The 22192-nt window shown below is 64.6% G+C and carries 20 protein-coding genes, 1 other RNA gene, 2 pseudogenes and 1 other annotated feature; of the genes and pseudogenes, 12 read left to right on the top strand and 11 right to left on the bottom strand.

Annotated elements, in window-relative coordinates; genetic code table 11:
- Positions 1–74 (bottom strand): annotated as a pseudogene (locus tag ACYVGY_RS11585) (DUF1153 domain-containing protein); the annotation flags it as partial.
- A gap of 141 nt (positions 75–215) precedes the next feature.
- Entirely contained in the window at positions 216–524 is a 309-nt protein-coding gene (locus tag ACYVGY_RS11580) for a hypothetical protein (RefSeq protein ID WP_460457644.1), read from the bottom strand.
- Positions 525–739: 215 nt separating this feature from the next.
- Here ACYVGY_RS11580 and mobQ point away from each other — a divergent pair, with 215 nt between their 5' ends.
- From mobQ to ACYVGY_RS11560, 4 genes are all read left to right on the top strand, one after another.
- Positions 740–2167: a MobQ family relaxase gene (mobQ, locus tag ACYVGY_RS11575; RefSeq protein WP_460457643.1), complete on the top strand. Its 1428-nt coding sequence runs from the start codon at positions 740–742 to the stop codon at positions 2165–2167.
- Positions 2168–2746: 579 nt separating this feature from the next.
- Positions 2747–4165, top strand: coding sequence for a type IIL restriction-modification enzyme MmeI (locus tag ACYVGY_RS11570; RefSeq protein WP_460457642.1), 1419 nt, complete (start codon positions 2747–2749; stop codon positions 4163–4165).
- A 12-nt stretch (positions 4166–4177) separates the two neighbouring features.
- Positions 4178–5397, top strand: a protein-coding gene (locus tag ACYVGY_RS11565; RefSeq protein WP_460457641.1) for an IS3 family transposase whose coding sequence is annotated in 2 segments (ribosomal slippage) — positions 4178–4463 and positions 4463–5397 — 1221 coding nt in all. Because the reading frame shifts where the segments join, the coding sequence is not laid out codon by codon here.
- Positions 4456–4572 (top strand) — a sequence feature (AL1L pseudoknot). Its footprint overlaps the gene before it by 117 nt.
- A 133-nt stretch (positions 5398–5530) precedes the next feature.
- Positions 5531–6751 carry a type IIL restriction-modification enzyme MmeI gene (locus ACYVGY_RS11560; protein WP_460457640.1) on the top strand — a complete coding sequence of 407 codons (1221 nt, stop codon included), beginning with the start codon at positions 5531–5533 and terminating at the stop codon, positions 6749–6751.
- A 27-nt stretch (positions 6752–6778) separates the two neighbouring features.
- Here ACYVGY_RS11560 and ACYVGY_RS11555 read toward each other — a convergent pair whose 3' ends face one another.
- The 4 genes and pseudogenes from ACYVGY_RS11555 to smpB form a co-directional block, all read right to left on the bottom strand.
- Positions 6779–8221, bottom strand: coding sequence for a site-specific integrase (locus tag ACYVGY_RS11555; protein ID WP_460457650.1), 1443 nt, complete (start codon positions 8219–8221; stop codon positions 6779–6781).
- Between the two features lie 21 nt (positions 8222–8242).
- Positions 8243–8422 (bottom strand): annotated as a pseudogene (locus tag ACYVGY_RS11550) (DUF6538 domain-containing protein); the annotation flags it as partial.
- Positions 8423–8495: 73 nt separating this feature from the next.
- Positions 8496–8847, bottom strand: a transfer-messenger RNA (tmRNA) gene (gene ssrA, locus ACYVGY_RS11545).
- 205 nt (positions 8848–9052) lie between these two features.
- Positions 9053–9568 (bottom strand): SsrA-binding protein SmpB, encoded by a 516-nt coding sequence (smpB, locus tag ACYVGY_RS11540; RefSeq protein ID WP_460457639.1) that lies wholly within the window; start codon positions 9566–9568, stop codon positions 9053–9055.
- Positions 9569–9637: 69 nt separating this feature from the next.
- Between smpB and ACYVGY_RS11535 the strand changes: the two genes are divergently transcribed.
- The gene (locus ACYVGY_RS11535) at positions 9638–10063 is read left to right on the top strand and encodes a type II toxin-antitoxin system RatA family toxin (RefSeq protein ID WP_460457638.1); all 426 of its coding nucleotides are present in this window, start codon (positions 9638–9640) and stop codon (positions 10061–10063) included.
- A 14-nt stretch (positions 10064–10077) separates the two neighbouring features.
- Positions 10078–10350 carry an RnfH family protein gene (locus ACYVGY_RS11530; protein ID WP_460457649.1) on the top strand — a complete coding sequence of 91 codons (273 nt, stop codon included), beginning with the start codon at positions 10078–10080 and terminating at the stop codon, positions 10348–10350.
- A 36-nt stretch (positions 10351–10386) separates the two neighbouring features.
- Here ACYVGY_RS11530 and ACYVGY_RS11525 read toward each other — a convergent pair whose 3' ends face one another.
- Positions 10387–10788, bottom strand: coding sequence for an outer membrane protein assembly factor BamE (locus tag ACYVGY_RS11525; RefSeq protein WP_460457637.1), 402 nt, complete (start codon positions 10786–10788; stop codon positions 10387–10389).
- Between the two features lie 102 nt (positions 10789–10890).
- Between ACYVGY_RS11525 and fur the strand changes: the two genes are divergently transcribed.
- Positions 10891–11298, top strand: a complete 408-nt coding sequence (gene fur / locus ACYVGY_RS11520) for a ferric iron uptake transcriptional regulator (protein ID WP_460457636.1) — start codon at positions 10891–10893, stop codon at positions 11296–11298.
- A gap of 44 nt (positions 11299–11342) precedes the next feature.
- Here fur and recN read toward each other — a convergent pair whose 3' ends face one another.
- Positions 11343–13016, bottom strand: a complete 1674-nt coding sequence (recN, locus tag ACYVGY_RS11515) for a DNA repair protein RecN (RefSeq protein ID WP_460457635.1) — start codon at positions 13014–13016, stop codon at positions 11343–11345.
- Positions 13017–13147: 131 nt separating this feature from the next.
- Between recN and hrcA the strand changes: the two genes are divergently transcribed.
- From hrcA to dnaJ, 4 genes are all read left to right on the top strand, one after another.
- Positions 13148–14191: a heat-inducible transcriptional repressor HrcA gene (hrcA, locus tag ACYVGY_RS11510; RefSeq protein ID WP_460457634.1), complete on the top strand. Its 1044-nt coding sequence runs from the start codon at positions 13148–13150 to the stop codon at positions 14189–14191.
- A 45-nt stretch (positions 14192–14236) separates the two neighbouring features.
- Positions 14237–14740, top strand: a complete 504-nt coding sequence (grpE, locus tag ACYVGY_RS11505) for a nucleotide exchange factor GrpE (protein ID WP_460457633.1) — start codon at positions 14237–14239, stop codon at positions 14738–14740.
- Between the two features lie 98 nt (positions 14741–14838).
- Complete coding sequence (gene dnaK / locus ACYVGY_RS11500) at positions 14839–16758, top strand: molecular chaperone DnaK (RefSeq protein ID WP_460457632.1); 1920 nt, start codon at positions 14839–14841, stop codon at positions 16756–16758.
- Between the two features lie 113 nt (positions 16759–16871).
- A complete protein-coding gene (gene dnaJ, locus ACYVGY_RS11495; RefSeq protein ID WP_460457631.1) occupies positions 16872–17996 on the top strand; it encodes a molecular chaperone DnaJ in 1125 nt (374 codons plus the stop codon).
- Between the two features lie 83 nt (positions 17997–18079).
- Here dnaJ and ACYVGY_RS11490 read toward each other — a convergent pair whose 3' ends face one another.
- Genes ACYVGY_RS11490 through ACYVGY_RS11480 form a run of 3 tightly spaced genes read right to left on the bottom strand, consistent with a single transcriptional unit; the run spans position 18080 to position 21308 of the window.
- Positions 18080–18919: a M48 family metalloprotease gene (locus tag ACYVGY_RS11490; protein WP_460457630.1), complete on the bottom strand. Its 840-nt coding sequence runs from the start codon at positions 18917–18919 to the stop codon at positions 18080–18082.
- Positions 18916–19449 (bottom strand): SH3 domain-containing protein, encoded by a 534-nt coding sequence (locus ACYVGY_RS11485; RefSeq protein ID WP_460457629.1) that lies wholly within the window; start codon positions 19447–19449, stop codon positions 18916–18918. Before ACYVGY_RS11485 ends, ACYVGY_RS11490 begins: the two co-directional genes overlap by 4 nt.
- Entirely contained in the window at positions 19446–21308 is a 1863-nt protein-coding gene (locus tag ACYVGY_RS11480; protein WP_460457628.1) for a CHASE2 domain-containing protein, read from the bottom strand. Before ACYVGY_RS11480 ends, ACYVGY_RS11485 begins: the two co-directional genes overlap by 4 nt.
- A gap of 99 nt (positions 21309–21407) precedes the next feature.
- Between ACYVGY_RS11480 and dapB the strand changes: the two genes are divergently transcribed.
- On the top strand, positions 21408–22139 hold the full coding sequence (gene dapB / locus ACYVGY_RS11475) for a 4-hydroxy-tetrahydrodipicolinate reductase (protein ID WP_460457627.1): 732 nt from the start codon (positions 21408–21410) through the stop codon (positions 22137–22139).
- Positions 22140–22192 lie beyond the last annotated feature (53 nt).

Below are 22192 nucleotides of genomic sequence, written 5' to 3'. Positions count from 1 at the left end.
ATGATTTCCAGTACCAGCGCCGCTTTCCGGCGGGCGGTCCAACGCTTGATCTCTTCTTCCATTACCGCGCTCATAGGTGTCTCCTCGATAAGGTTACACCTGAGCAGGAAATCACTGGGTCATTACATGCCTTCTCTGCCTGCGCTTGCAAGCGTTGGCGGGCCTTCAACTGTGCTAACCGCTCCGCGGTGGCGACTATTTTGTCTGGTAGAGGCTTACCCATGGGCTACGCCCCCGGCGCTCTGTGGGCCCTCCCTCCGAAGCGCCCGGCGTTGAAGTAGGCGCGTCCCAAAATCAGGCTCGTCCGTGAGGATAAGTTCGAGCGTGTAGTAAGCAAGCGCATGTTCAATCATTTCGAGCAGCGCGACGACCTCCATCAGCGCATCAGGACTCGCCGTGTCTGTGATCAGACGACGGCAATGTTCTGCTGCGAGCGTAAGGATGTCGAAGTGAAGTTTCGCCACGAAAGGCGAGGGCTTTGCATTGCCCTTCAACAGTTCAGTGAGCAGTTGGTTCGGGTCCATGGATGTTCCTTTTGATTGCGGTTAACTGGTTCTAACGCGAATCAAAATAAAAGCAAGAGCCATTGAGAAAATTTGATTTTCTGCTTCACTGAAATGCAGCCGAGCGAAGCGAGGCCAAGCGTTCACAAGCGTTAGCAAGTGCGCACCTATACATCGCTGCGCGAAGTGTGCGACCTGCCGGCGGCCATGAGCAGAAAAGCAAACAAGGAAAAATTATGGCCATCTATCACTTGAACCTGAAAACAGTTGGGCGAAATGACGGGCGAAGCGCCACAGCCGCAGCCGCGTATCGCGCCGGTTGTGTCGTGGAAGACCGACGCACCGGACTAAAATTTGACTACTCGAGAAAAAGTGGCTGTGACGGGGCTGAATTGCTCACCCCCTTGGGTGCGCCTGACTGGACAAAAGAGCGCACAGAACTCTGGAATCGCGTCGAACTCTTCGAAAAGCGCAAAGACGCGCAATTGGCCCGCGAGGTTGAGTTCGCATTGCCGATTGAATTGCGTCCGGAAGACATGAAACGGGCAGCCCGGGCGTTTGTGGAAGAGCAGTTTGTAGCGCTGGGCATGGTGGCTGATTTGGCGTTCCATCATTTGGAGGGCCAGAATCCTCATGCGCATTGTTTGCTTACCATGCGCCCGCTGATGTTGGATGGCTTTGGTCCCAAGGAACGCGCATGGAATGACCGCGCCATGTGTGATCGCTGGCGCGAAGCGTGGGCCCTTCATGCCAACAAAGCGCTTGCGGAGGCTGGGCGCGTCGAGAGAATCGACCATCGGCCATTGACCGAGCAGGCGCTCGATGTCTTGACGACCGGAACCGTCGCGCAGGCCATGGCCCTAAATCGGATGCCGACTGTTCACGAAGCTCGTGACCTGGCAGCCGTCCTTGCGAATGACAAGATTCGGGAAGAAAACAAGGCGAGGGCAGTTGAGTGGGCAGGCATTGAGGCGCTGGCGAGGGCCGAAGCGCGCCTGATGGCGCCCAGTGACGACGACTGGCCGAAGGAGGCGGCTACGTCCGCCCCCTCACTCCAAACGGTCCCTGCCGCCCCCCGGGGGCGGCCACAGGAGGTCCAGCCCGTCGATGCAGATGTTGCTTTTCGAAACGGAATGGCCAGCAACCCCGGCCTCAAAGCGGTTGCGTGGCGAGCAGCTGATCGAGATGTGTTTTCGTATCGACAGAGACTGGACGCTCTGACCGGAGAGGAGGCGCGTCGATTTGCTGCACGCGAACGCGCTGAAAGAGATGAAGCGACGGCACAGATGGAGCGGCGGATATTTGTCGAGCGAAACCCACAACCGCGCAATTGGTGGATATTCAACCGAAGGGAACGGGCGGCTTGGGCAGCCCGACTGTTTCGACGCGATTCCGCGTTGAAGAAAGCCCAGCGAGCGCGTGCGGAAGCGAGTCGTGAGGCTGACCTTGTGGCGCTTTCATTGGTCGAGAAAGAACGTGCGACGGCAGAGCGGCGGCTGTCGAGGGCGCTGGCTGAGCGCCAGCGTCACGGGGCATTGCCTAGCGAGACGTTGGAGTCGGACAAGGTCATGGCGGCGACTGATATTTCCAGTCAAACAACAGAGCCAACTCATCTGTTTGAGAGTGTGTCATCCACACCGCGACGGGGCCGTCGCTTGAAGTAGTTTGTGCTCTTGACATTTTGCTGATGTCGCTTACTTTCACCGCCATGGCTAAATGCTTGCGTGCCGATGTCATGCGTCCGGGGAATGTCACCACTACGCCCTACACGATCCGCATCAGAATCACCCACACGCGCCGCAATGGATGTAGGGGGGCGGCAACCCAGAGAGAAGCGCTACTGGAGTAGCGTCGCCCCCACGGGCCAGAGCAGCGGCGGCGCTGTGAAGGGGGCTAGATTTTGCGGTCGCACTCGCAGAATCAACCGGAGATTACATCAAAGGCGAGAAATCTCACGCATACCCACAACGGGTAGGGGCCACCCTGCCACCTACCCGAGAAAAGCCCTAGCGTTTTACTGGTAGGCACAGCCACAGAAAGACATAGGCGCGGAGCGGCTCGCAGTGAGCGTAGCGAACGAGGACCGCTCGGCGCTGCGGGGGTCTGGGGGGCGCAGCCGCCCCCCAGCAAGGCCGAAGGCCGCAGCGCCCTTGACGCGGCCAGCAGCCCCAGCAATAGGATTTCAGGTTATAGGGTTAGGGGTTTCAAGTAGGCCGGTCGATTGCAGGCCGGAGGCGGGGGGTATGTTCTTCCCTCATCCCCGCCCATCCACCCGGGAAAAGCGTGCGCTGCAAGGCGCCCTGACGCCTCCAAGAGCAAAAGCGCAGGAGGGGAAAGGCAGGGAAAAGCGCGGACGCAACGCGTCCGCTGATTCGCGCCAGGACGACAGCGCTTTGGCGCGTATGCACGGGCATAATCAGGTCCTAGACCCGGACACAGGCCGAACCGTGAATCCCAACGATTTCATTGCCAAATGGCGAAATGGTGGCGACGAACGCCGAGATGCCCAACCCTTCTTCGAAGACCTTTGCAGGCTAGTGGGGCATCCGACACCCAAGGAGGCCGACCCAGAACACACATGGTTTACCTACGAATATGGCGCCACCAAGGCCAGTGGCGGAAACGGGTGGGCCGATGTCTGGAAAAAAGGGCATTTTGGTTGGGAAGCCAAGGGCACGCACAAGAGTTTGGAGAAGGCTTACGAGCAGCTGAAAATGTATGCCGACGCCTTGGAGAACCCGCCCCTGCTGGTGGTCTCTGACTTGCAAACCATCATCGTCCACACCAACTTCACCAACAGCGTGAAGCGAGAGATTCGCTTCACCGTCGAGGACCTTGCCGACTTCGATACGCGTCAAATTCTGGATGCGGTCTTCAATAGTCCTGACAAACTGAAGCCGACGATGACCCGCACGGCAATCACTCAGGAAGCAGCGCAGAAATTCACAACGCTGGCGCAGGCTTTGCGGGAGCGCGGCACCGACCCGCATCCGGTTGCACATTTTCTGAATCGTCTTATTTTCTGCATGTTCGCGGAAGATATCGGCCTGTTGCCAGAGAGCGTGTTCACGAAGATGGTCGATGCATCGCAGAATGATTCTGCGCTGTTCGAGAAGCGAAGCCGCGAACTGTTTGCAGCCATGAAATCAGGCGGCGATGTTGCGTTCCTGAATATCGATTGGTTCAACGGTGGGCTGTTCGATGACGATTCGACCCTTGCCCTCACCGTTCCCGAGTTGAAGATACTGCTTGGTGCATGCCGTCTCGATTGGTCTGCCATTGACCCTAGCATTTTCGGCACGCTGTTCGAGCGCGGACTTGACCCCAGTAAACGTAGTCAGTTGGGAGCGCATTACACCGACCCAGACACGATTATGAAGATTGTCAGGCCGGTCGTTATTCTGCCGTGGTTGCAAGCATGGGCATCGGAGCGCGAAGTCATCGCCGGGCTCATGGCGAAAGCCGACATCTTTGGTCCGACAGCCAAGACGAAGGGTGAGAAATCAGCAAGGACCAAGGCGAGCAACGAAGCAAAGGGTTTGCTCGCCGCGTTTCTTGAACGGCTACGCGGATTCTCGGTGCTTGATCCGGCGTGCGGTAGCGGAAACTTTCTGTTCCTGGCCTTGAATCGCCCCGCCTTTCCCGGAGGCTCCAAACCTTGAGAGGATGGAGCCATGAACAAGTTAACGAGGTACGCACCGGAGGTGCGTGAGCGGGCGGTGCGGATGGTCCTGGACCACCAGGGCGAGCACAGCTCCCAGTGGGCGGCGATCACGTCGGTGGCAGGGAAGATCGGTTGTAAGGCGGAGACGCTGCGAACCTGGGTGCGGCGGGTCGAACGCGACACTGGGCTTCGGTCCGGGATGACCACGGACGAGCAGTCGCGGATCAAGGCTCTGGAGCGCGAAGTGCGCGAGCTACGCCAAGCCAACGAGATCCTGCGCAAGGCGTCGGCGTATTTTGCCCAGGCGGAGCTCGACCGCCGATTCAAGCCCTAAAGGCGTTCATCGACGAACACCGCGATGCCTACGGGGTCGAGCCGATCTGCAAGGTCCTGCCGATCGCCCCGTCGACTTACTACGAGCACGCCCGCCGCGGCGCCGAGCCGGTGCGCCAGCCGGCGCGCTGGCATCGAGACGAGGCGCTGTGTCCGCAAATCCAGCGGGTCTGGCAGGAGAACCGCCAGGCCTACGGTGCGCGCAAGGTGTGGCGGCAACTGCACCGGGAAGGCGTGCCGGTGGCGCGCTGCACGGTGGAGCGGCTGATGCGACGCACCGGCTTGCAGGGCGTGGTGCGCGGCAAGCCGCGCAAGTGGATCGGGCAGGATCAGGTGGAGGAAAAGCCGTTGGATCTGGTGAACCGGCAGTTCAAGGCCGACCGGCCGAACGCGCTGTGGGTGAGCGACTTCACCTACGTGCCGACCTGGCAGGGCTTCGTGTACGTGGCGTTCGTGATCGACGTGTTCGCCCGGCGAATCGTCGGCTGGCGGGCCAGCTCGTCGCAGCACACCCAGTTCGTCCTGGACGCATTGGAGCAAGCCGTATGGGCGCGCCGGCCGGCGGAGAAGGCGCTGATCCACCATTCCGACAGGGGCAGCCAATATCTTTCCATTCGCTACAGCGAGCGGCTGGCCGAGGCTGGCATCGAGCCGTCCGTCGGCAGCGTGGGCGACAGCTACGACAATGCGATGGCCGAGAGCGTCATCGGCCTGTTCAAGACCGAGGTCACCAAGCGCCGTTCCTGGCGCAGTCGGGACGAGGTGGAATGGGAGACCCTGAGCTGGGTCGACTGGTATAACAACCAGCGACTGCTGGGGCCGATCGGCAACATACCCCCGGCGGAAGCGGAAGTGGCGTACTACGCCGGCAACACGGGTCACGCCATGGCGGCGTGACTCAGACGAAATGGCCTCCGGAGAAGGCGGGGCGATTCAGTTCGAAAAGGCCAACGATGCGGTGAGGCTTGGGAGTGCACAGCGAGTTGGGCTCGTTGCCACCAACAGCATTCGAGGCGGGCGGAGTCGTGAGGTGTTGGAACACATCACACGCGATAGCCGAATTTTCGAGGCTTGGAGCGACGAGAACTGGATCAATGAAGGTGCTGCGGTTCATGTTTCGCTGGTGTACTTTGGCCGCTCGACGCAAGGCGCAAGATTGGATGGTAAGGACGTGAGTGAAATCTTCACGGACCTTACAGAGGGCGGCGGCGTAGTCGGGAATGCCGATTTGACCAAGGCGAAGGAAATGCCTCAGAACTCGGGAGTTTCCTTTCAGGGTGTTACTCCGTCCGCGTCCTTGCAGCGAAAGCGGCGAGAGGCGCTTGGGTTGCCCGAAGCGACTTTCAATTTGGATGGCGATATTGCCAGAAAGATTCTGCGCGAGCCTGCGAATGTTCGTGGCGAGCCCATGTCTGATGTAGTCAAGCCGTATCTGGTTGCCGACGACATTACCAGCCGGCAAAGCGATCGATTCATCATCAACTTTGAAGATCGTGACGAACTATCTGCTTCTATGTTTGAAACGCCGTTCGCGGCAATTGCGAGCGTTCGTTTGCATCGCGCCCACGCAAAGCGTAACGCCGACTATCCGTGGTGGCGTTTGCTGTGGCCCCGCCCAGGAATGTTTTCGGCTTTGCGCAAAGTCAGTCGATTCATCGCGATTCCAAGGGTGTCGAAGCATCATATTTGCGCTTGGGTTCACAGCGGAATCGCACCCGGCGATGCGCTTGTCGTGGTTGCGAAGGACGACGACACCACTTTCGGAATATTGCAGTCGCGAATCCATGAGGTCTGGGCATTGAGGCAGGGGACTAGCTTGGAGGATAGGCCTCGTTATACGCATACAACGTCATTCGAGACGTTCCCGTTCCCGGACGGGCTCACGCCTGACAAACTGTCATCGGACTACGCCATCGATTCCCATGCGTTGGCTATTGCCAGCGCAGCGCGGGCACTGGTTGAAGCCCGAGACCGATGGCTGAATCCGCCCGAGTGGACGCAGCGGATTCCCGAGGTTGTTTCGGGCTACCCGGATCGAATTGTTCCCATCGCGGGCCATGAGGCCGACCTTAAAAAGCGGACCATGACCAAGCTCTACAACGACCGTCAACCGTGGCTTTCAAACCTACACGCAGCGCTTGATTCGGCCGTCGCGGCTGCCTATGGCTGGGCGTGGCCCATGGACGACGAGGAAATCCTTCGGCGGCTGTTTGAACTGAATCAGGCCCGGACAGCAGCGCCAAAGAAATGAACTGGTCTGCGCCCTGGGGTGTTCACCCTAGGGCGATGGGCTAGCCGGATTCAGCAGTTTCAACAGCAGAGCATTGAACTGGCCCGGTGTGTATTTCGCGAGGGTGATTCCGGGCATGTCCAGACGTTCGATGGCGCTGGCCCGATCCGCTAGCGTGGTGGGCTGGATGTAGACCCGTGACAGGATGTCCGAGCGCTTATGGCCAGTGAGTGACGCGATGCGCAACGTTTCTGTGCTGGCTTTGTCCAGCCGCGTCGAGAAGGTGTGGCGGAACGAATGGCAAGTTTTCTGCGTGTCCGTAATCTGACAATGGTTGCGCAAGTAGCCGTTGATGCGGTCTGACAGCCCGTCTCCGTAACCCCCGCGCTTGGAGTAGGGGAGGTTGGGCATCAGCCTCTCGATGGGCAAAACGGCGGGTTGTTTGGAACGGCGCCGTTTAATGTTTGCTTCTTGGCTGGCGTGTTGCTGATTGAGTGCTCTGATGTCCTTCACATAGTCCACGAATCCCGCCTCTACCAGTGCGGAGTGCAAAGGAAGGAAGCGAAGCCCCTGCGGATTCTTGTGTGACTGGTCCTTGCGCCACGGTCGAAAGTGAATCTCCCAAACGCCGCTGACTTGTTCCACCTCATCAACTTGAAGTTGGGCAATTTCCCCCACGCGTGCACCGGTATACAGGCACAGCGCCATGCCCCAGAACCGGGAGGGGTCGGTGGCCATATGTTTAGCGAATCGGGCGGGCTGAAAGATGACGGCGAGGTCTTCGTCGGTGAAATCCATCTTCGACGGCGCGTCTGAGACTTGCTTGGTAAGCCCCTTGATGGCTTCCATGGGGCTGGTTTGGATGAGGCGCTCTTTAACCGCCCACACGAAAAACTTGCGCAAATTATCGCGATGTTTATCGACGGCCCGAATCGACAAGGTGTCTTTTGTCGGCTTGCTGGGCGCCGTTTTCAGGATGTCCGGTGCCAGTGTCCGTTTTGCCGCGCGTTCAAGGTCACGCTCGGCGGGTGTCTTGTCACGCTTTCGGTTCAGGCCCTGCCGCTTGGTGGCATGCTTGGGCCAGCATTCCATGTAGCCCAGGAACCTGCGCACATCGTCGCTTGTAAAACTGGCCATGGGCCGGTCGCTCATCAGGCCAACGAACAGGTCGAGCGTGTGCTCGGTGTCTAGGTTGTTGCCAACGCTTCGACCCGACTGCCCGAACCCCACCAAATACGCCTCTGCGCGGCTGGCTAGCATCGTCGCGGGAGAGGGGGGCGGGGTAGGGCTGGCCACAAGGGTGGGGGCCGTAGCAGAGCCTGCCAATTGCGACGCGACGAACTGATTGAATCGACGCTCGTCAGCGTCGTCAGTGATTTGAACGTCTTCCAGTGTCAGGCCGTTTGGGAAGGACACCTTGCCCGAGACCCATTCTTTGGCGGTGCCCTGTTGAAGGTGCTTTAAGCCCTTCTTGAAGATGTCGTCATCCATGGGCAAGCCCCGACGCAATTGCATGAAGGCTGATGATAGCCCGGCCCCGAGGATGGCCGCGACGAGTCGGGCTTGGACAGGGTCATGGGTGCGTAAAGAGCGCACGACAAATCGAGCGCCAAGGGCTGTCCGCAGGTCACGGGGCACGCCAAAGCGCACGAAATAGCCAGAAGGGCGTCGGAGAAGGTAGGGAGTTGGCACGGGTAATCCCTCGGGTGATACCCAAAGGTGGAGCCCGTGCCAACTTTTCCCAGATGAAACAACCACTTGCAAATGGTGGAGGTGGGGGGAGTTGAACCCCCGTCCGAGAGCACTCTATCTCCGGTACTACATGCTTAGCGCGTTGTTAGTTCTCGTACGACGGCAACACAACGTGCGAGGCACACCGTCGTCCACACCCGCTAAGTTCACTACCGGTTGGCGGGTCGCCGCCGGCAGCTGTTCCGTGATAATGACCCTACATCCACGAGCACGGGCACAAGTGGGTTCGGGGCTTACGCCTTAAGCGGCGAGAGCGTAGTTGTCGTCGTTGGCAACTAAGTTTTGCAGCTGGATTAACGAGGAAAGCTACCCCCTCGGCATGCACCAGTCGACTTTGCAACCCCCGTCGAAGCCAGGACACCCCCGGAAACGTTGGTGGAACCAAGTACAACCGACCCGGTGAGTATGGGGGCCGGGCGCTGCGGCCACAAGGACCCGACGGCCATCCTTCAGCCCGTGTTGAGCTACCGGCCTGCTGTGGGAGGGACTTCAGTCCCGATACTTTCCGCCGAAACGCATCGGGACTGAAGTCCCTCCCACAGGAGGCCAGGGGATCACAGAGCTGTGGGGTCAGGCGTCTTTGTTGTGTTTGCGCATGACGCGCTGTTTGTCGCGCTGCCAGTCGCGGTCCTTGCTGGCCTGGCGCTTGTCGTGGTTCTGCTTGCCCTTGGCCAGGGCCAGCTCGAGCTTCACCTTGTTGCCCTTCCAGTACACGGCGGTCGGGATCAGGGTGTAGCCCTCGCGGTCGACGTAGCCGACCAGCTTGTCGATCTCGTGCCGGTGCATGAGCAGCTTGCGGGTGCGGCGGTCGTCGGCGACCACGTGGGTGGAGGCCTGGCTGAGCGGCGTGATCTGCGAGCCGAACAGGAAGATCTCGCCGCCCTTGACCAGCGCGTAGGCGTCGCCCATGTTCATGCGGCCCGCGCGGATGGACTTGAGCTCCCAGCCCTGCAGCGCGATGCCCGCCTCGTAGCGGTCCTCGAGGTGGAAATCGTGGCGCGCGCTGCGGTTCAGGGCGATCGTCTTGGTGGCGGCCGCCTTGTCCTTGCCGCTTCCGGTATTCTTGGCGCTGTTGTTCTTCGACATTTTCCTTCCTTGGCGGGCATTGTCGCCCATCGCGGGCCGGCTGGGGGAGGGCAGAGCACCCGAGGCCCAATGACGAGCATCCACCGACACGCCCTGGTCCGCCACTCGGCCCTGCGTATGTACACCCTGGTCAACGACGTGGCGAGCTATCCCGAGCGCTTTTCCTGGTGCGTGGACTCCCGCGTGATGGAATCCAGCGACGAGCACATGCTGGCCCGTCTCGACCTCACGGTTGCCGGCCTGCGCACCAGCTTCACGACCCGCAATGCGCTCGAACCCCCGAACCGGATCGAGCTGAAGCTGGTGGAGGGTCCGTTCCGCAAGTTCACCGGGCTTTGGCAGTTCCACAGCCTGGCCGAGGACGCCTGCAAGGTTTCGCTGAGCCTGGACTTCGATGTCGCCGGCGCGGTGCTCGGCACGGCCCTGGCCATCGGATTCCAGGGGCTGGCGGACAAGATGGTGGACGATTTCTGCCGCGAGGCCGACAAGGCCTGACCATGGCCGATCCGCTGCGCGTGGAAGTGGTCTACGCCTTGCCGGATCGTTGCTGGCGGGTCGAGCTCATGCTGCCGGCCGGCGCGCGGGTGGCCGATGCCTTGGCTGCCGTCGCGGTGCAGGTACCGGGTTGGACCCGGGATGATTCGATGCTGGCGATTTACGGCCGCACCGCGACGCCGAATTCCCGGCTGCACGACGGCGATCGGGTGGAGCTGCTGCGGCCGCTGCTGGCCGATCCCAAGCAGGCGCGGCGCGAGCGCGCCAGGAGCGGCGGTAAATCCTGATGCCTCCGGGCCGTGGGCCCGGACGCGGTGCGCGGCTCAGTTGCCCTGCGGGCGCGGCTGGCGCGGCTTGTCCTTGTCGCGGGCAAGGTTGCCGAAGCGACGCATTTCGATGGCAAGGGCCTCGTCGGCCTCCGGGAAGTACTCGCCGTCCCAGCGGGTCAGGGCGTCGCCATCGAACCAAAGCGTCAGGTTCTTGATCTCGGTGTCGCCGCGACGGCGACGCTCGGTGGCGACGTAGTCCCAGCGCGCCTGGTGGAACGGGTCGGCGACCGGCGGCGAGCCGAGCAGGCTGAACACCTGCTGGCGGGTCATGCCGGCCTGCAGCTGTTCGACGTTCTTGGATTCAAGCAGGTTGCCCTGGAACACCGGCTGGCGATAGATGAGTCCACAGCCCGTGAAGAGCAGGGTGAAGATGAGGAGCGTCAGGGCCTTGCGCATTGCGTGCTGATCCAGATCGGTGACCGGCCGATGATACACTAAGCCCCGCTGGCGCCAGCCGGCTGCAGTGCAAACAGTGACGGACAGCATTCAGGAGATCCCATGGAATCGACGGACCTGCGCAAGGCCGGACTCAAGGTCACGCACCCCCGAATCCGCATCCTCGACGTGCTCGAGACCACCAGCCCCCGACACCTGACCGCGGAAGACATCTACCGCCAGCTGCTCGAGAACGGTGACGACATCGGCCTGGCCACTGTCTATCGCGTCCTGACCCAGTTCGAAGCGGCGGGACTCGTGCTCAAGCACAACTTCGAAGGCGGCCAGGCCGTCTACGAGCTCGACCGCGGCCAGCACCACGACCACATGGTCGACGTGGACACCGGCAAGATCATCGAGTTCACCAGCCCCGAAATCGAGCGCCTGCAGCACGAGATCGCCGCCAAGCATGGCTATGTGATCGAAGAGCATGCCCTGGTGCTGTACGTGCGGGCGAAGAAGAAAAAGTAAGCCGGTCCCGGACCGAATCGTGGCAGCCGGTGTAGACGCCCGGCTCAGCCCTGCTGGGCCCGCGACAGCATTTGCCGCGCATTGGCGCGGACTTCCTTGGTGAGCTCGACGCCGCCCAGCATGCGGGCCAGCTCCTCGATACGGGCCTTGTCGTCCAGGCGAACCACGGCGCTGTGGGTGCTGTCGCCGGCCACGGCCTTGCTGACCTGGAAGTGGTGGTGGCCCTGGGCCGCGACCTGAGGCAGGTGGGTCACGCACAGGACCTGGCGCTCGGCGCCCAGGGCGCGCAGCTTCTGGCCGACCACTTCCGCGACCGCGCCGCCGATGCCGGTATCGACCTCGTCGAACACCATGGTCGGCACGGCGTCCAGGCCCAGGGCTGCGACCTCGATGGCCAGGCTGATGCGGGCGAGTTCGCCACCCGAGGCGACCTTGCGCAAGGCGCGCGGTGGCTGGCCCGGATTGGCCGACACCATGAATTCGCAGCGTTCGGCCCCGAGCGGGGTCGGGCGGGGGCTGTCGAGCGGTTCCAGCCGCACGCTGAAGACGCCGCCGCCCATGCCCAGCTCCGACATCAGCGCCGCGACGCTGTCGCCCAGGCGCTGGCCGGCGGCTTCGCGTGCCCGGCCCAGGTCGACGGCGGCGGCCTGCCAGGCCGCTGCGGCGACGCCCAGTTCCCTGGTCAGGCGCTCACCGCGCTCAGTGGCGCCGGCCAGCCCGTCGAGCTCGGCCTGCAGCGCGTCGCGGCGCGCGGCCAGGCCGTCGAGCGACACACGGTGTTTGCGGGTCAGCTCATGCAGCCGCGACAGGCGGTCTTCGAGCTGCTGAAGCCTGGACGGGTCGAGGTCGAAATCGTCGCGGATGCGCTCGAGCCCGGCGCCAGCCTCGGCCAACTGGATGCCGGCGGACTCCACCAGGGACAGCACCTCGCTCAGGCGCGGCTCGTCGGCGCTCAGCCGGCCCAGCTCGGCCGCGACCTGATGCAGGGCCCGGCCCAGGGACAGCCCGTCGTCACCCGCCAGCCGCGCCAGGGCGGATTCGCAGCCCTGCAGCAGGCCGGCGGCATTGGCCTGGCGCCGGTGGGCGGCCTGCAGTTCGTCGAGGTCGGCGAGGTCGAGGTTCTCGCTGGCCAGTTCTTCGACCTGGTGCTGCAGCCAGGCCACGCGCTCGCCGACGTCGCCGGTCCGCGCCAATTCCAGCAGTTCGCGATCGAGCGTAGACCAGTGCAGCGCCAGCCGGCGGACCTCGGCCAGCCTGGCTTCGTGCTGGCCGAATGCGTCGAGCAGGGCCAGCTGCTGGCCGCGGTCGAGCAGGGCCTGGTGCTCGTGCTGGCCATGGATTTCGACCAGGCGCGAGCCCAGTTCCGAGAGCTGGCCCAGCGTGGCCGGGCGGCCGTTGATCCAGGCGCGGGAGCCGCCGTCGGCACGGATGACGCGGCGCAGCTGGCAGCCGTCGGCCTCGTCGAGCTCGTTCTCGCGCAGCCAGTCCAGCGCGGCCGGGGCGTCGTGGAGCTGGAATTCGGCGGCCAGTTCGGCGCGATCGGCCCCGAACCGGACGATGCCGGCGTCGGCGCGCGCGCCGGTGAGCCACATCAGGGCGTCCACCAGCAGCGACTTGCCGGCGCCGGTCTCTCCCGAAACCACGGTCATGCCGGGTCCGAAGGCCAGTTCGGCGGCGCTGACGACGGCAAAATCCTTAAGCGTGAGATGACTGATCATGGGCCGGGCGATTTTGCCTGAATCGACCGAGGTTTAGCTGCCCCTGTCTGCAGGTCCAGCAGCAGACCCTCCGCGAAGCCGTAGGAATCGTGCTGCTTGCGCCACCGGGCGCCCGGCCTTATCTATGGAACATGGACTTGAACCTCGACCCGCGCGCCCGCCGCCTGCTGCGCACCCTGATCTCGCAGCACATCCGCGACGGGGAACCCGTGGGTTCGCGCACGCTGGCGCGCAGTTCCGGCCTGGACGTCAGCCCCGCCACGATCCGTAACATCATGGCCGACCTCGAGGAAATCGGCCTGGTGGCTGCGCCGCATGCCTCGGCCGGGCGCATCCCGACGCCCCAGGGCTATCGCGTGTTCGTGGACAGCCTGCTGCAGGTCAAGCCCGTCCAGGAGGCCGAGTTCAGCCAGATGCGGGCCAACCTGGCCGCGGGCGCCGGCACCCAGGCCCTGCTGTCCAACACCAGCGAGCTGCTGTCGGCGATGAGCCAGTTCGTCGGCGTGGTCACGGTGCCCCAGCGCGGCCAGTTCGCCTTCCGGCATATCGATTTCGTGCCGCTGGACGGCCAGCGGGTGCTGGTGATCCTGGTGTTCACCGACAACGAAGTGCAGAACCGGATCATCACGCCGCGCCGGACCTATACGCCGTCCGAGCTCGAGCAGACCGCGAATTTCCTCAACGCCCACTTCGCCGGCCGCAGCCTGCAGGAAATCCGCGCCACGCTGCTGCGCGACCTGCGCGACACCCGCAGCGAGATGGAGACGCTGCTGTCCGCCGCGGTCGAACTTTCCGAGCAGGCGCTGGGCGAGACCGGCCAGGACGACATGCTGCTGTCCGGCCAGACCCGCCTGATGGGCCTGCAGGAGCTGTCAGACATGGACCGGCTGCGCGAGCTGTTCGAGGCCTTCGGCCGCAAGCGCGAGATCCTGCAGCTGCTCGAACGCACCATCCATGCCCAGGGCGTGCGGGTGTTCATCGGCGAGGAAACCGGCCTGGCCCCGCTCGATGGCTGCACCGTGATCACCGCGCCCTATGGCAGCAACGGCCGCGTGCTGGGCGTGCTGGGCGTCATCGGACCGACCCGGATGGCCTATGAGCGGGTGATCCCGATGGTGCAGGCCACCGCGGACCTGCTCGGGGCCGCCTTGAATCCGGAAACCCCGGCCCCATAAGGCAGGGCGAGCCCGCGGGCCGCGCGGGGAAGCGAGTGGAAAACCATGAATAACGAAAACCCGATCCCGGGCGCCGACACGCCCGAAGATGACTACGGCCTCGACAATGAGCTCGAGCAGCTTCGCAACGCCATGGCCAGCCTTCGCGAGGAGGCGCTGCGTGAGCGGGCCGAACTCGACAACCAGCGCAAGCGGCTGGCCCGCGACGTCGACCAGGCCCGCCGATTCGCCAACGAGAAGCTGCTTTCGCAGCTGCTGCCCGTGCTCGACAGCCTGGACGCCGGTCTCACCGCGACCAGCGCCGAGACCGGGCCGCTCAAAGACGGTCTGGAGCTGACCCTGCGCCAGCTGCTCAAGGTCGGCGAAGACAACGGCCTGGCCCAGCTCGACCCGCTGGGTCAGGCTTTCGACCCGGAATGGCACCAGGCCATCAGCCAGGTTCCGTCGCCCGGCACCGCCCCAGGCACCGTCGTGCAGGTGTTCCAGAAGGGTTATGCCCTCAACGACCGCCTGCTGCGCCCGGCCCTGGTGGTCGTGGCCGCTGAATGAATCCGTGACGGCCTCTTGAAGGGCCTGCACGAACCCCCACTTTAGAAACGTCCGCGGCCGAAAGCCGCTGCAAAAACCAATATCTACGGAGCATCCTCATGGGCAAGATCATCGGCATCGACCTGGGCACCACCAATAGCTGCGTGTCGGTCATGGAAGGCGGCGTGGCGAAGGTCATCGAGAATTCCGAGGGCGACCGCACCACGCCCTCGATCGTGGCCTTCACCAAGGACGGCGAAGTCATCGTCGGCGCCTCGGCCAAGCGCCAGGCCGTCACCAATCCCAAGAACACCTTTTACGCGGTCAAGCGCCTGATCGGCCGCAAGTTCACCGACGCCGAAGTCAAGAAGGACCTCGACTTGGTGCCCTACGGCATCGTCGCGCACGAGAACGGCGACGCCTGGGTCAAGACCAGCGATGACAAGGCGATGTCGCCGCAGGAAATCTCCGCGCGCATCCTCGAGAAGATGAAGAAGACGGCCGAGGCCTACCTGGGCGAGACCGTCACCGAGGCGGTGATCACCGTGCCGGCCTACTTCAACGACAGCCAGCGCCAGGCGACCAAGGACGCCGGCCGCATCGCCGGCCTGGACGTGAAGCGCATCATCAACGAGCCCACCGCGGCCGCGTTGGCCTACGGCATGGACAAGAAGGGCGGCGACCGCAAGCTGGCCGTGTATGACCTCGGCGGCGGCACCTTCGACGTCTCGATCATCGAGATCGCCGAGATCGACGGCGAGAAGCAGTTCGAAGTGCTGGCCACCAACGGCGACACCTTCCTGGGTGGCGAAGACTTCGACGCCCGCGTCATCGATTACCTGGTCGAGGAGTTCAACAAGGAGCAGGGCATTGACCTGCGCAAGGATCCGCTGGCCCTGCAGCGCCTGAAGGACGCGGCCGAGCGCGCCAAGATCGAGCTGTCCTCGAACCAGCAGACCGAAGTGAACCTGCCCTACGTCACTGCCGACGCCTCGGGTCCCAAGCACCTCAACATCAAGCTCACCCGCGCCAAGCTCGAGGCGCTGGTGGACGAGCTGATCAAGAAGACGATCGAGCCGTGCCGGGTCGCGCTCAATGACGCCGGCCTGCGCGCCAGCGACATCGGCGACGTGATCCTGGTCGGCGGCCAGACCCGCATGCCCAAGGTCAAGGCCGCGGTGGCCGAGTTCTTCGGCAAGGAACCGCGCCAGGACGTGAACCCGGACGAAGCCGTCGCCATCGGCGCTGCCATCCAGGGCGGCGTGCTGGCCGGTACCGTCAAGGACGTGCTGCTGCTCGACGTCACCCCGCTGAGCCTGGGCATCGAGACCCTGGGCGGCGTGATGACCAAGATCATCGAAAAGAACACCACCATCCCGACCAAGGCCTCGCAGACCTTCTCCACCGCCGAGGACAACCAGTCCGCGGTGACGGTGCACGTGCTGCAGGGTGAGCGCGAACAGGCCCGCTTCAACAAGTCGCTGGCCAAGTTCGACCTCTCGGGCATTGATTCCGCGCCGCGCGGCATGCCGCAGGTCGAGGTGTCGTTCGACATCGACGCCAACGGCATCCTGCACGTGTCGGCCAAGGACAAGAAGACCGGCAAGGAGCAGAAGGTCGAGATCAAGGCCGGCTCGGGCCTGAGCGAGGAAGAGATCGCGCAGATGGTCCGCGACGCCGAGCAGCACCGCGAAGAGGACAAGAAGTTCCACGAGCTGGTGACTGCCCGCAACGCCGCTGATGGCCTGATCCACACCACCCGTACCGCGGTTACCGAGCACGGTTCGAGGGTGGCCAGCGACGTGCTGGCCGGCATCGAGACCGCCCTGTCCGAGCTTGAGACCGCCATGAAGGGCGACGACAAGGGCCAGATCGAAGCCAAGACCACGGCCCTGCAGCAGGCGGCGCAGTCGCTCTACGCGGCGGCTGCGGGCGCCAACCAGGGTCCCCAGGACGGCGCGGAGCCGGCCGAGGCGGGCAAGGCCGAAGACGTCGTGGATGCTGAGTTCACCGAGGTCAAGGACGACGAGAAGAAGTAATCGGTTGTTCCAGGCCGCGCCCGACGCGCGGTCGGAATGGCTGCCCGTGTCGGCCGGCCCCTCCAGGGGCCGGTCACACGGGCAGCGGCGTACTCGGGTATTGGGATTGATTGATGAGCAAGCGTGACTATTACGAAGTGCTTGGCGTGTCGCGTACCGCGACCGAAGACGAGCTGAAGAAGGCCTACCGTCGCGCCGCGCAGAAGCATCATCCGGACCGCAACCCCGGCGACGCCGCGGCCGAGGCGAGCTTCAAGGAGGCCAAGGAGGCCTACGAAGTCCTGTCCGACGGCGGCAAGCGCCGCATGTATGACCAGCACGGCCACCGCGCTTTCGAGCACGGCATGGGCGGCGGCAACGGTGGCCCCGGCTTTGGCGACGTCAACGACATTTTCGGCGACATTTTCGGCGACATTTTTGGCGGCGGGCGCCAGCGAGGGCCGCGTCGCGGCGCCGACCTGCGCTACGTGGTCGAGCTGGATCTAGAGGAAGCCGTATTCGGCGTCGAGAAACGGATCGAAGTGCCGTCCCTGGTGGCCTGCGCCCCCTGCGACGGGAGCGGTGCCGAGGATGGCAAGGCCGAGAAGTGCAGGACCTGCCAAGGCCACGGCCAGGTGCGCATGCAGCGCGGCATTTTCGCCGTTCAGCAGGCCTGCCCGACCTGCGGCGGCCGCGGCCAGACCATCGCCAAGCCCTGCAAGACCTGCCACGGCAACGGCCGCGTGCAGGAAGACAAGGTGCTGGAGGTGAAGATTCCCGCCGGCGTGGACAACGGTGACCGCATCCGCCTGTCGGGCGAAGGCGAGGCCGGACCGCCGGGCGGACCGCCGGGTGACCTTTACGTCGAAGTGAGCGTGCTCGAGCACCCGATCTTCCAGCGCGACGGCAACGACCTCTACTGCGAAGTGCCGGTGCGGTTCTCGCAGGCGGCGCTGGGCGCCGACATCGTCGTGCCTACGCTCGACGGCGAGGCCCTGATCAAGGTGCCGCTGGAAACCCAGACCGGCAAACAGTTCCGGCTGCGCGGCAAGGGCGTGAAGTCCGTCCGCAGCCATGCCCACGGCGACCTGCTGTGCCGGGTAGTGGTGGAAACGCCGGTGAACCTGACCGCCCGCCAGCGCGAGCTGCTCAAGGACTTCGAGTCCACCTTCGAGGGCGAGCACGGTGCCCGCCATTCGCCGCGCTCAAGCGGCTTCCTGGACGGCGTCAAAGCCTTCTGGGACCGCATGACCTCCTGAAAAAAACCGATGTAGGAGGGCCTTCAGGCCCGAAGCCCTTCGCGAAAAGCTTCGGGCCTGAAGGCCCTCCTGCAGGCCTTGGATCAGCGGGGGCGGTACATACGGCCCGGGGTCGGCGCGCCGGCGTAGTCGTCGAGCTTCGTGCCCACGCTCGACTCCAGCATTTCAAGCCGGCTGGCGGCGGTCGGGTGGGTCGAGAACATCAGCGCCATCGACCGGTCCTGCGGACCGCTGGCGTCGAGCGTCTGCAGCACGCCGGCCATGGCGAACGGGTTGTAGCCTGCGCGCGCCGCGATGACCATGCCATGGCGGTCGGCCTGGTATTCGTCCTGCTTGTCCAGGCCACGGGCCAGCACTTCGGTGCCTACCTTGAAGGCCTTGCCACCGAATCGACGGACCAGTTCGTTGTCGCTCCGGCCAATCGCTTCGCCCGCCATCTCGTTGGCGAAGTCTTTGCCCATTGCGTTCTGGATCGCCTTGACCTGGTGCTTTTCAACCACGTGCGAGATCTCGTGCGCCAGCACGGCCGCCAGCTCCGACTCATCGCGAAGGCGGTCGTAGAGGCCGGCCGTGATCACGATGGTGCCGCCAGGCAGGGCGAACGCATTGACGTCTGAGCTGTCCACCACGCCGAACCGCCACGGTAGGTCGGGCCGTTCGGTGTGCATCGCCAGCCAGGTGCCGACGCGATTGACGTAGCGCTGTAGCGCTTCGTCGCGCACCAGCGGCGCGGCGCCGAAGACATTGGCCGCGATGCCGCGACCGAGCTCGATTTCTTCCTGGGTCGTGATTTCCTGCTGGCTTTCGGCGGCGCGCTTGCCCAGCCGCAGCAGGTCCTCGGCACCCCCGAGGCGGCTGAAGGCGGCCACGGGTGTGGCCAACGCGAGCGCCAGTGCGGCGACGATAAGGAGACGGGCGTTCATCGATTCCTCCTGCGGCTGCCGCGGTCTTGTTTGAGGTAGGCCACCTCGTTCGTGGTCAGCGGGACCTCGGCGGCGAAGCCATTGGCTTCACTGTTGGTTGCGGCGTATTGGTCGAGCAGCGCCAGATCGGCGTTGTTGGCCGAAGCCGACATCAGCTGATCGGCCGACAGGCCCTTGATGCCGGTGCTGACCGAGCTGCCGGTGGCACCGGTGCGGAAGGCCGCCATCTGATCAACGTGGTTTCCGGCACTGCCGCCGCCGGTGCGCAGGTTGAGGATGCGCGCCCAGCCTTCTTCGCCGACGCTGGTCTTGAGCCCGATCCAGGCGCCCTTGCGTTCGGTGATCTCGACCGTCTGTTGTGCGCTGAGCTTGGCGACCACGCTGGCCGAGGCCTGCGGCTGCTCGCGCAGCTCGGTGGGCTTGAGCACGGTGCCGCTTTCGGCAAAGGCGAAGCCGCTGGCCAGCGCTACGGCAAGCGCCAGCGCCAGGGTGCGTGGCCTCGGGTCACGCGAGGGGGTGGGGTGGCTCATGGGCGATCCTCCTGGGGTGGATTCGTGGAAGCAGGTTGGGTGCTTAGGATGGGTTCGTAAAGCTCCACCGGCTGCTCGCGTCCCTTTACCTTGAACTGGCCGCGATGAATGAAGCCTATCCCATCGCCTTCGCCGCAGGCGGCGCGGGTGGCGTCGGAGACCAGCACGCGGGCCACGCCCTTGGTGCTGCCCTCGATGCGGCTGGCCAGGTTCACGGTGTCGCCGATGGCGGTGTACTCCATGCGCGTGTCGCTGCCCAGGAAGCCCACCACGGCCGGTCCCGTATGCAGGCCGATGCCGACGTCGAAATCGCCGAGACCTTCGCCACGCTCGCGAAGTTCGCGCTTGAACTCATCCAGCGCGACCGTCATGCCGATGGCGGCGCGAACCGCCTGGCGGGCATGGCCGGGGGTGTCCGTGGGGGCGTTCCAGAAGGCCATAACTGCATCGCCGATGAATTTGTCCAAGGTGCCGCCGTGCTTGAAGATCACGTCCACCTGGCGCGAGAAATAGCGGTTGAGCAAGTCCACGACCTGTTCGGGCGTGCGGGTTTCAGACAGCGTGGTAAAGCCACGGATGTCGGAGAACAGGATGGAAATCTCGCGCGCCTGCGGCTTCTGGTCCCGACTCAATTCGCCGGTCTCTACCAGGCCCGCGACCACCCGGGGATCCAGAAAGCGGCCGAAGATACCGACCGTGGCCTCACGTTCGCGCCGCTCGAGCCACTGCGCCTGCAGGGTAAACAGCAAGAAGGCCAGCCAGCCGACCAGCAGGGCGCTGCCCACCGGCGCGTAATAGGCCTGGCGCAGCAGGCCGAAACTGGCGGCGGCAAGCGCCAGCGTGGCCAGCCCCAGCCCCAGGCCCAGCCAAAGCGGACTGCGGCGCTGGCGGAAGCCGAGCACCATGGCGGCCGCCAGCAGCAGGGCCAGCGGCCAGCGGCTGGGCAGGTCGCGCAGCCAGTCGCCGGCGCGCAGGTTGGCGACGCCCGTGGTGATCACATGCACGCCGGGGGTCTGGGCGTCGATCGCGGTCGGCCGCCGGTCGTTGATGCCGTCGGCAGTGCCGCCGATTACCAGAATGCTGCCGGTGAGGGTCGGCGCGATCTTCGGTTCGGCCGAACCAAGGTCGTTGAACAGGTCGCTGTAGGACAGGGTGCGCGGCGGCTGTCCGAACCAGTTCAGGCGGATGCGGTCCTGCTTGGGCAGCGTGGCGCCGGCGTGGCGGGCGACGCTGGCGGCCAGGCCAGGCAGGCGCCAGCCACCAGCCGGCGTCCAGAGTCGCGCGTGCCGGCCGCGGCCGTCGGTGTCGGTCTCGAAGTTGATCAGGCCGCCCTGCCAGTTGGCGGGGTAGAGCACCACGGGCAACAGCAGCACGACCGGTTCCTCGTCGACGGCGCCCGGCACGCGCTCGGCGCCGAACGCGGGCGGCAGGCTTTCGAGACGGAAGGGATTGCCATCGGGCATGCGCTGGGTAGGGAAGAAGAGGTTGTCCTGGGTGGCCGCGATGTCGCGCAGGACCTGGTCGTTTTCGGGCTGGAACGCGTCGTGCTCATTGAACATCACGTCGAAAACCACCGACTTCGGACGCCAGGCGGCGAGCAGGTCGAGCAGTTCGCCGTGCACCGAACGCGGCCAGGGCCAGGCGCCGGCGAGTTCATTGAGGTCCTCGAGGCTCTTTTGATCAATGGCGATCAGCACGATGTCAGGCGGCGGCGTGCGCGAGGCCGCATGACGCACCATCAGCGCGTCGCCGAGCGCATTGTCGGCGCGATCCAGCGCACCGCCGGCCCAGAGCGCCAGCACGGTCAGCGCCAAGGCCAGCAGGGGCCATCGCAGGGGGGCGGGCTTGGCTTGGGACATCGCTTCCTCTGATGTGAAGGCCGGCGGGACCTTCGGAGTGTAGCGGCTGCCGGGCGACGGTCGTTGCCTGGGTCTGGGCGCATCGGCTAGCTTGGCGCCATGACTACGCCTCTCCGCCTTATCGTCCACGGCGCCTCCGGCCGCATGGGCCGCGCGCTGCTGCGCCTCGCCGCCGAAGACGCCCGCTTGCGGGTGGTTGCCGCCGTGACTGGCAGCGGCCGCGTTCCTGACGAAGCCCGGGGCACGCCAGTACTGGCCGCTGCCGCGCTGGCGCAGCTGCCGCCCTTCGACGTGGCCGTTGATTTCAGCCAGCCGGCCGGCTTCGACGCCATCCTGGCGCTGTGCAAGGACCGCGGCGCGGCCCTGGTCAGCGGGACCACCGGCCTGTCGGCGGCGCAGTTTGGGGCGCTGGACGCGGCCGGCCTGCGCGTTCCGGTGCTGTGGGCGGCGAATTTCAGCGTGGGCGTGGCGGTGCTGGCCGAGCTGGTGCGGCAGGCGGCCTCGGCGCTGCCCGGCTGGGATGCCGACGTGATCGAGGCCCACCACGTGCACAAGAAGGATGCACCCTCGGGGACCGCCCTGCAGCTGGGCGCCTCGGTCGCGGCCGGGTGCGGACGCGAGCCGGCCTACGCCAGCCTGCGCGCCGGCGACATCGTCGGCGAGCACACGGTCCAGTTTGCCGGTCCCGGCGAGCGCCTGGAGCTGGTGCACCGGGCGACGAACCGGGACATTTTCGCGCGCGGGGCGCTGGAAGCCGCGCTGAGGCTGGCTCGTCTGGGTCCGGGGCGCCATGAGTTCGGGCGCCTGATGCTGCCCGGCCCGGGGCGCTGAACGCGGCGATCGCGCACAGCGTTTCCCTTTTGCCGGCCGTGTCGCTAAAATTC

The organism is Arenimonas alkanexedens (genome assembly GCF_054781355.1).
The sequence above is the reverse complement of the archived record's forward strand: the minus strand, read 5'-3'. Positions and strand labels throughout refer to the sequence as shown.

What these genes read in the sequence shown, in the direction of transcription:
- ACYVGY_RS11580 (WP_460457644.1), bottom strand. Translation starts at nt 524, where the DNA reads ATGGACCCGAACCAACTGCTCACTGAACTGTTGAAGGGCAATGCAAAG.
- mobQ (WP_460457643.1), top strand. Translation starts at nt 740, where the DNA reads ATGGCCATCTATCACTTGAACCTGAAAACAGTTGGGCGAAATGACGGG.
- ACYVGY_RS11570 (WP_460457642.1), top strand. Translation starts at nt 2,747, where the DNA reads ATGTTCTTCCCTCATCCCCGCCCATCCACCCGGGAAAAGCGTGCGCTG.
- ACYVGY_RS11555 (WP_460457650.1), bottom strand. Translation starts at nt 8,221, where the DNA reads ATGGATGACGACATCTTCAAGAAGGGCTTAAAGCACCTTCAACAGGGC.
- smpB (WP_460457639.1), bottom strand. Translation starts at nt 9,568, where the DNA reads ATGTCGAAGAACAACAGCGCCAAGAATACCGGAAGCGGCAAGGACAAG.
- ACYVGY_RS11535 (WP_460457638.1), top strand. Translation starts at nt 9,638, where the DNA reads ATGACGAGCATCCACCGACACGCCCTGGTCCGCCACTCGGCCCTGCGT.
- ACYVGY_RS11525 (WP_460457637.1), bottom strand. Translation starts at nt 10,788, where the DNA reads ATGCGCAAGGCCCTGACGCTCCTCATCTTCACCCTGCTCTTCACGGGC.
- fur (WP_460457636.1), top strand. Translation starts at nt 10,891, where the DNA reads ATGGAATCGACGGACCTGCGCAAGGCCGGACTCAAGGTCACGCACCCC.
- recN (WP_460457635.1), bottom strand. Translation starts at nt 13,016, where the DNA reads ATGATCAGTCATCTCACGCTTAAGGATTTTGCCGTCGTCAGCGCCGCC.
- hrcA (WP_460457634.1), top strand. Translation starts at nt 13,148, where the DNA reads ATGGACTTGAACCTCGACCCGCGCGCCCGCCGCCTGCTGCGCACCCTG.
- grpE (WP_460457633.1), top strand. Translation starts at nt 14,237, where the DNA reads ATGAATAACGAAAACCCGATCCCGGGCGCCGACACGCCCGAAGATGAC.
- dnaK (WP_460457632.1), top strand. Translation starts at nt 14,839, where the DNA reads ATGGGCAAGATCATCGGCATCGACCTGGGCACCACCAATAGCTGCGTG.
- dnaJ (WP_460457631.1), top strand. Translation starts at nt 16,872, where the DNA reads ATGAGCAAGCGTGACTATTACGAAGTGCTTGGCGTGTCGCGTACCGCG.
- ACYVGY_RS11490 (WP_460457630.1), bottom strand. Translation starts at nt 18,919, where the DNA reads ATGAACGCCCGTCTCCTTATCGTCGCCGCACTGGCGCTCGCGTTGGCC.
- ACYVGY_RS11485 (WP_460457629.1), bottom strand. Translation starts at nt 19,449, where the DNA reads ATGAGCCACCCCACCCCCTCGCGTGACCCGAGGCCACGCACCCTGGCG.
- ACYVGY_RS11480 (WP_460457628.1), bottom strand. Translation starts at nt 21,308, where the DNA reads ATGTCCCAAGCCAAGCCCGCCCCCCTGCGATGGCCCCTGCTGGCCTTG.
- dapB (WP_460457627.1), top strand. Translation starts at nt 21,408, where the DNA reads ATGACTACGCCTCTCCGCCTTATCGTCCACGGCGCCTCCGGCCGCATG.